Origin of the sequence: Paraburkholderia sp. GAS448 (assembly GCF_050435685.1) — a bacterium.
GTDB lineage: Bacteria > Pseudomonadota > Gammaproteobacteria > Burkholderiales > Burkholderiaceae > Paraburkholderia.
Map to the genome: position 1 here is coordinate 1 of NZ_JBNDKT010000094.1, position 7,657 is coordinate 7,657.

Consider the following 7,657-nt stretch of genomic DNA (forward strand, 5'->3'; position numbering starts at 1 on the left):
CTCGTTCGGGTTGCCGCAATCGAAACGCCGCGACCTGCGCCGAGACAGGTTTCGTCAATTCCCAGTGGCCAGCCGTTTTGACACACTCTGGGCCAATGCGCGTCGTTCGACGCTCCGCCAGTCTGGCTCCGCCCGCACCCCTAAGCGGTCACTCACGGATCGACACCGACGCCGGAGGCCTGTCGGCCAAATCAATGCAGATGCCCTACGCGATTTCCGGGGCGGATCACCGCAAGTGGATCTGACAAATTCACTCACTCGGCACTGGGAACACGTCGCTGACGCGACAGGTGTCGCTTATCGTGGCTATGCCAGAGACCAACTCCGGATAGCAAAGGGATTGAGCGGGCGAGTGCTGCACGGCGAATTCGCCGGCTCGCCGTCCCGACTCTGCTACAAGCATTCCTGCGCTTGCTCAGGTAACGGGCACGAACTCTCCTTCGGCGAAGAACCACGCCGACATCGTCCGTGCCAGTTCGAGCACAACCTCCGCGTCGGTCCGGCCGGAGGACGCGCGCACGTGGAACGAATGATCTGCGTCGTCTACCACATGCAGCGTGGCGCGTGACCCCAGCGTCCCGACGACCGACCTCAGCAGGTGAAGCTCGGCCAGCTTGTCGCGCGTGCCCTGCAGGAAGAGAATCGGCACCGTGACGTCCGCCAGGTGCCGTGCCCGCTCCACGCCGGGCGCGCCCGCCGGGTGCAGCGGGAACGCGACGAAAGCGAGGCCACGCACGCCGTCCAGCGGGGAGATGGCTTGGGCCTGGGACGTCATGCGGCCGCCGAACGACCTGCCGCCCGCGAAGAGCGGCAGGGCAGGCAACCGCCGGCGGGCCTCTGCGACGGCTGCCTGCACGGCAGCATGTGCCACGGCCGGCGAGTCCACCCGCTTGGAGCCCCGCTCCATGTACGGAAACTGGTAGCGCAATGTGGCGACATTTGCCGCCGCAAGCGCGTCGGCCAATGACGACATGCCGGCGTGCTGCATGCCCGCCCCGGCACCGTGCGCGAAGACATACAGGGCTCGCGCGTCCTCCGGCGCTCGGAGGAGCGCAGAGACCTTGGTGCCGTCGGGGAGTGCCAGGGAAAGCGATTCTGGGTCGTCCATCGTATTCAGGTCGTTTCGTTGTGGCCTTTGCGCCGATTCTGCATCAATGAGGCATCGGGGAGCGTTTGGGGCGGCCTCCGGCAGGGCATTGCGAAAGCGGAGTTTGCCGGCCGATCCATGGAGCGCGCGCCCATCGTGAACGGCGCCGCAGTCGCGATGTGCCGGTTGACGACCGCAAGCCCGATCTGTGGGCCGCAAGGTGATCCGCGCTTTGAGACATCTGCGTAATAGCACGCCTGCATCATTGTCAGCGAGCTGTTACGACACTGCAATCAGCGTCAAAGGAAGTTCTCGAAGGGCAGTTCATTTATCTGGCCCTCAGGAAGAGCATGTCCGGCTGCAGAAAGTTCTGGGTTCGGCCAACTCCAGCCTTTCATGCGTTGCTGCGAAGGGACGTTCAAACGTCGGCTGTATCCATACAGCAGACCTTCGCTTGAGCGTGGCACGCGGAACATCCTCAACTGATCGCGTCCTGCTAACTACAATTGGTCAGGGGTATCGGCGTATGCCCGTAGGCTGACGTTTATTAAGTGCATTTCGAAAACCGTAGTCAATGAACGCGCCCAGATCGCGCCTACCGAGCGCCCGGGCTTGTCTCAACTATCAACCTGAGGTACCTGTCATGGTGACGCACATTAGACTACCCGACCCGAAGGACATCGACGAGATGCTGCAGGGTGCGAGCAAGCGCTCGGAGATGGCAGAGCGCAAGTTGAAAACGGCAATCGGCAACGCTCTGGCGTCCATGCAGGTGGCCGACAAGCAAAAGCTTCTCGCCGACCTGACGCTGACCGATGCCGACGTGCGGATTTTGCTGCTGCGCACTCGGCTCGATGGCCCTGCACTTAGCCGGCTGAAGAGCATCATCACGAAGATGCAGGCGATGGACACCAGTGGTTTGACGACGTATCCCGGCATCGTTCCAGACACGCGCGAGCTGTCAGCGGAGGAGAAGCAGCATGTCACGGCTCTGGCGGCCAAGGTCGCCCAGACAATGAGGGACATCGCCAAGGGGCTCCATGACACGTACGTGAAGAACGTCTTTGGTGTCGGGCACGACACCGCTGCGAAAGCAGTCTTCAAGAACGCAGCCGATGCGCTCGATCGACTGACGCCTTCCTTTTGGTCAAGTTCCGGCATCGTGGTGGATTTGATGCGCAAGAACGAAGTTTGGTGTTGCGGTGCGTTGACCAACAGCACACGCATGGCTCTCGGCCAGAGCGCGGTCGCGGCTGCAGCGAACCAGGACATGAATGGTCTCGGCTTCCTGACGCTGGTCCATGAGAGCACGCATGCGATCGCCAACGGCGCGACTACCGATGTCCTTTACGAACATCACGAAGGATTTCTGACTGCCGGCGCGCAGGCCAAGTTGAAAACGGCCGACTACTACAAGGAAGTGGTGCGTCAGATCGCGACCGGGATCGGCCGCGTTTTTGTGGAAGGGGACGTGGATCCTCATCTTGATAAAACACGATCGCCAGAACTAATGCAGGCGGCTACAACAGCCGATAAGGTGTTGAACGGTGCCTGGGTCACGGCGATCCGCATCCAAGCCGCAATTCATGATATGGCACGTAACCCCGGCGGTTATGTTGGCTGGGAGACGTGGCTGCGCAACGCTTCCAGGCTGATGGGCATCACAGTGCACAGGGAGGCGAAACTGGCATTCGAGCGGAATGTGTTTAGCGCCAACACCGGTCCGAAGATCACCAGTGGCGACATGGCGGTGATTGACAACAAAATTGCCATGCTGGGTCAATGCAACGGCAAGGCGAAACACGTACTGGTCGAGCCTACCCGCCGCCTGAACGCGGAGGGGTTCGTCGACCATGTGCTGGAGCAGGTCGTGAGGAGTTACTGCACAGACACCGGCCTGAAGTTCAGCAAGTCAATCGACAAGGACGTGATCGTCATCCGCTCGCTCGGAGTATTGCACGAAAGCGTCAATGCCAGCGGCAGGAACATGCTGATCGCCCTAGGGGACGCGAGCAAGCCTGGCCTCACGGAACTTCCGGAACCGATGAAATCGTATGACGCACGCGCGCGGATGATCTAACGCGCGGCCTGGATGACCGGACGACTCAGTTACCCGCCGTCAAACCTCTGACGGCTCAGCTCAACCGTCTCGTGTGGGTCGAATTAACCCATTGACCGACACATGCAGCTGCCACTCGAAGTCGACACGCGACGAGCGGCGGGTCTAAGTCGTTGAACCTAAGTCGTTGAGCCGTCTTTGCATCGTCAATACGCGAACGTCGGATAAGGCCGACAACTTGGTGGCCAACGCGGCGGCGCGAGCGTCCGTTGTACTCTGGAAGCGGTCGCGGCTGTGTGAGGGGTCCGAACGGCAGTTGTGGGTCGTCAAGCGCCTATCGTTGAGCTTTGGAGCGCAACGGACAGCCTTTTACATAACTGAGATAACGAGAGATGTTGAATCGTCGAGAACTGGATTTGCGAATACATGCTCCTCGACAGTTGACCGACGTTCGTCGCAGGCATGCGGCAGCAGATCAAATTAACTACCGGGTTGCGTACGGAATCGCGGAACGAGCACGGACAAGCGAGCAGGGAATGCCTCCGGCGGGGACATTACGGAAAGGACTCAGCGAACCGCCCGCAGCCCTTCCGGGCTGCTAGACTGGAAGCTACCCATGCAACCCATGGAGGAGGCATGATATCCATCTACGTGGTGAAGACCGGTGAGCAGTTCCTCTCCACCGGCGAGGACGGCGACGTCGGCATGGCACCGGCGATTGAAAATGCCACGTCCTTTCTTTCGATTGAGGAAGCGGAAAAAGCGGCGAACGAGTACGCCGACCCCGGATACGAAATCTTGGCCGTCTGCGTTACCAGACTTACGCGCAGTCCGTTGCTCGGCGCTCAGTGAGGGAGGCCACAAGCGATTTCGCTGGCGCCATGCGATATGGTCCTCCTGTTGGCTGCGTCCGAAATCATCCGCGAATCGGCTGCATCGCGCATCGCGCATCGAGATTCGCACGAGGCGGTCAACGTGCGCGTTGACCGCCTTCATCACGGGCTCATGGCAGCGAATGACAAACCGTCTTCTACGAACGCTTCCAGGAGTGCGGCAAGCCCTGTATAACTTGCGGTACAGAGTGCGGCGCATGGAGACCCGTCACCCTTGTTATTCACCCAATACCCCACCGCCGTTTCCGTGGCGTGATGAATACCGTCACTTGGCGGCCGCCACGGTCTCGCGCGCGTGAGCACGGCGCTGTTTTGTCTCAGTGCGGCCACGAACGGACGGTCGACACGGGGGGCTAGATTTGTCACAAGACAGGTCTACATCGCGAACAATTTGAGTACGTACGATAGCCGATGTGACAGGGGCGTCTCAGGTCTTGGGCTGTACGCGGTGTGATGCCCATTCGTGCCAGTTCGGCGCGTTGTCGCTGATCCACTGCTGGGCCTCGGCTTCGTCGGCGAAGTCGTTAATCTGCTGTTCGAAGCCGTCCGACCAAGTGACTCGCACGAAATACCCGGAACCGTCCTTTAGCTGCACGGCGTCAAAGGTCGGACGCTCTAGCTGTCGATCGTCGCTGCTCAACATTCCCTCCGTTCTGGTGCCAATCCGATTACAGGCCCTTCAGGATTTCGGCGCGCTTGGCGTCGTACTCATCCTTGGTGATCAGACCACGCTTATATAGGTCGTCCAGATTCGCGAGCCGTTGGCTTGAATCCGACACCGGAGATGCGGCGGCGGATCCTCGGGCAGGGCATGCCTGAACGCATAGCTTCATCGCGTCCGTGCATTGGTGTTGCGCCATGAGCGGAAAGAGTGTGAATTTTCCAAGGCATTCGGAGTAGCTCGCACTACATGAATGGGCGCAATCTGGATCGACCTTACTGGTATCGATGTCGGCGGTGCTGGCGCACCCGGCCAGAAGCACCGTCAGCAGCAACAGCGTTTTGTTCATCGTGGCCCCTCGTTTTTTTGTGCTGCTGATGATAACAAGCGTTTGGGGGCGCTGTGCGATCTAACACCTTTTGCGCGTCGTCCCGTAGCCTGCTACCGGCACCGACCGCTCAGGGTCACGTACTGGCGATTGAGGTCGCGCAACGCAGATGCAGAGCGCATGAGACGGCATTCGGCCGAGGGTGTGTGAAAACGCAGGTTGAACGCGACGTCCGAAAAAATCGACCCTTCAGACCGCGTAATATTGGCTTCGCGACAACTCGGGAAGGGTAAAGCGACGCCCGAAAACCGAGTAGTTTTGCGGTTTCACACACCCGCGGCCAGTTTCGGTCGCTCGACACGCACTTCTAGATCGTCGACACCCATTAGCGGGCTCGGCACGATCTTTTATTCACCCTTATTCAACATATCCGCTAGAACCTGGCCAGTCGAGTTGAGTCGCTCGAGGTAATCCATAACCTCTTCGTCCTCTCGAGCCGGGAAAATCCGTATCAGTGAGGGCAAGTCAGGTTCTCCACCTTCTGTCGCTTTGGTTAATTCCTGAAAAAAACGACGATATGCTTGCTCTTCGATAGCTTTTTGCCAGCCATCCATATCCTTCAAATATCGCGGCGGGGTTGCAATTGCAATCGTTTCCAGCAATTCAGGTAAGTCCTCGGTAGTCTCTGTCAGCCCGTAAATCCCAAACAACGAAAGCCCTTTGTCGTGAAGGTTGTAGGCTGTTCTCTTCAATGCTTCCCCCATTGCTGGCAACGGAGCGTTCGGAGTGTCAGCGTGTGTCGATTGTAAAACCGGTGCAATGGGTTGAGAAGGTACCACCGTAGGCATTACAGGCTCATCAAATCCTTGGTGCTCTTGCGAATACGTTGCTGTGCCCGTATTCTTGTTTCGGAAGATTAACAGGAGAAAGTACAAACAAAAGCCGGGCCCACCCAACAACAAGAAAAAGAACACCAAACGGGAGCTGTCATCATCGCCGAACGAACGAACGTTGAAGAATGCGATTGCGGCACTAATGAGGCCAACTATCGCAGAAATGCCGGCTAGCTTGTTTTTTTCATTGGTGACCGCGCGCTGTTGATCAACAACGGCCGAACAGTTTTGGCAGAGTGTCCGAAGTCCGTAGGAATTGCCATACGAACTTCCTGGTCGCCGAGAGATGTAAACGCGTGTTGTTGTTCCAGTCTGAACTTGTCGACGATACCCCTCGTTCGGACGGATTGAGGCAGCACACTGGTAACAGGTCGCCATACTCTCCTTTTCATGGTATGAGCCAATGCTGAATCATAGCTTGGTCCAAGGGCTAGCGTCGAGACATGCTAGTTACGCGATCCCGCGCGCGGGCGCAACCCCAGCTTACGTACTTGTTGTTGTATGGGGAGTTCCCGCGTCGGTGCCGAGGGTGGTGCAATCGGGCGCGCCGAATGGCCGCTAACGAGAATGGCGAAGGACCGCTTCACGCCCTGAGGTAGTCCGTCAAGGTTTTTCAGAGGGAAGTTGGTTTCCGGTACCCGCCCAGTTTCTAGCCGCGCGCGGCCCGGCCCCATTTTTAGCAAATTTTTCGTTCTTTCGATGGCGACGGATTAACTCCAAAATTGGCTTCTTTTTAACGGATTGGACTCCCCATCGTCGGCGCACACTGACATCGTGCCAATCGCGCAGGGAGCCTGAGATGTCTTTCCGCCACCACAAAAGTCGTCAGTTCGAAGTTGGCCTGCCGGACGTATCTATGTCCGATTGGAACAGCCCTTCGCCGTACTCCGACGCGGGCATGATGCGCGGCCTGCACCTCGCGTCGGAGTCCGTGTTGCGCCTCGCGACGCAGACTCACAACGCCGTCGCACGTGGCGACACGGTGGGTGCGGAAGGAGCGCGCGTATCGCTCGAAAAGCAGCTGGCACTGACCACGTGCCTGATCGATGAGCTATTGCTCAAAGGTACCGACCAACCTACGACACATTGATTGGCCGTCAGGCCAGACAGAACTAATCGCAGTGTCAAACTTCTGAAGACTGAAATGAGTGCCTTGACCGTAATTCTCAGCATTTGGACGATGGTAGCTATCTGCGCGATCCTCTTCATCCGCGGCGCCAGCCCGCGCGTTGAGCGGACCACCAAATCGCCGCAACGCCGCCCGGCGCGCTTTTCAATCGTGGAGTAACGGCGATCAGCCTGCCAATACGGCGGCGGCCGCGGCCGCTTCTTCGCCCTCACCCGAATTGCTTAGTGATTGTCGTGAAGGGCGACAATCAGCAAACGCCGTGCTGCGGATACTCCGCGACGGCGAGGCAGACGAACACGAGGGGCGGTAGCCTCCATAGCCTAGCTGTCAGCTTGCGGCCCAGAGTGTGTCAAAACGGCTGGCCACTGGGAATTGACGAAACCTGTCTCGGCGCAGGTCGCGGCGTTTCGATTGCGGCAACCCGAACGTCAAATCACGGCCGAACACATCGCAAAGGCTCAACAACCCCGTACGGGCATCACGCCCGCATCGCCTTCATAACCGCTTCTGATCCGAGTAGCTTGATCACCCGCTTCATGTTGTACGCCAGCACGTGCAAGCTCATCTCCGTGCTCACCCGCCCGATGGTCCGTGTCAGGAAATGAGT

The 7,657-nt window shown here is 58.7% G+C and carries 7 protein-coding genes; 3 read left to right on the forward strand and 4 right to left on the reverse strand.

Annotation, left to right across the window (positions count from 1 at the left end):
• Positions 1 to 415: 415 nt before the first annotated feature.
• On the reverse strand, positions 416 to 1,108 hold the full coding sequence (locus P3T23_RS46715) for an alpha/beta hydrolase family protein (protein WP_429322797.1): 693 nt from the start codon (positions 1,106 to 1,108) through the stop codon (positions 416 to 418).
• A 622-nt stretch (positions 1,109 to 1,730) separates the two neighbouring features.
• On the opposite strand from P3T23_RS46715, the gene P3T23_RS46720 reads away from it, so the two are divergent.
• Together P3T23_RS46720 and P3T23_RS46725 are read left to right on the forward strand one after the other, a co-directional pair.
• Positions 1,731 to 3,167 (forward strand): hypothetical protein, encoded by a 1,437-nt coding sequence (locus P3T23_RS46720; RefSeq protein WP_429322798.1) that lies wholly within the window; start codon positions 1,731 to 1,733, stop codon positions 3,165 to 3,167.
• Positions 3,168 to 3,782: 615 nt separating this feature from the next.
• Complete coding sequence (locus tag P3T23_RS46725) at positions 3,783 to 3,998, forward strand: hypothetical protein (RefSeq protein WP_429322799.1); 216 nt, start codon at positions 3,783 to 3,785, stop codon at positions 3,996 to 3,998.
• A 468-nt stretch (positions 3,999 to 4,466) separates the two neighbouring features.
• On the opposite strand, the gene P3T23_RS46730 is transcribed toward P3T23_RS46725, so the two are convergent.
• The 3 genes from P3T23_RS46730 to P3T23_RS46740 all read right to left on the reverse strand — a co-directional run bounded on the left by P3T23_RS46730 (position 4,467) and on the right by P3T23_RS46740 (position 6,299).
• Positions 4,467 to 4,679 carry a hypothetical protein gene (locus tag P3T23_RS46730; RefSeq protein WP_429322800.1) on the reverse strand — a complete coding sequence of 71 codons (213 nt, stop codon included), beginning with the start codon at positions 4,677 to 4,679 and terminating at the stop codon, positions 4,467 to 4,469.
• 28 nt (positions 4,680 to 4,707) lie between these two features.
• Entirely contained in the window at positions 4,708 to 5,049 is a 342-nt protein-coding gene (locus P3T23_RS46735; protein ID WP_429322801.1) for an SHOCT domain-containing protein, read from the reverse strand.
• 386 nt (positions 5,050 to 5,435) lie between these two features.
• Positions 5,436 to 6,299 carry a hypothetical protein gene (locus tag P3T23_RS46740; RefSeq protein WP_429322802.1) on the reverse strand — a complete coding sequence of 288 codons (864 nt, stop codon included), beginning with the start codon at positions 6,297 to 6,299 and terminating at the stop codon, positions 5,436 to 5,438.
• Positions 6,300 to 6,777: 478 nt separating this feature from the next.
• Between P3T23_RS46740 and P3T23_RS46745 the strand changes: the two genes are divergently transcribed.
• Entirely contained in the window at positions 6,778 to 7,011 is a 234-nt protein-coding gene (locus tag P3T23_RS46745) for a hypothetical protein (protein ID WP_429322803.1), read from the forward strand.
• The last annotated feature ends 646 nt before the right edge of the window (positions 7,012 to 7,657 follow it).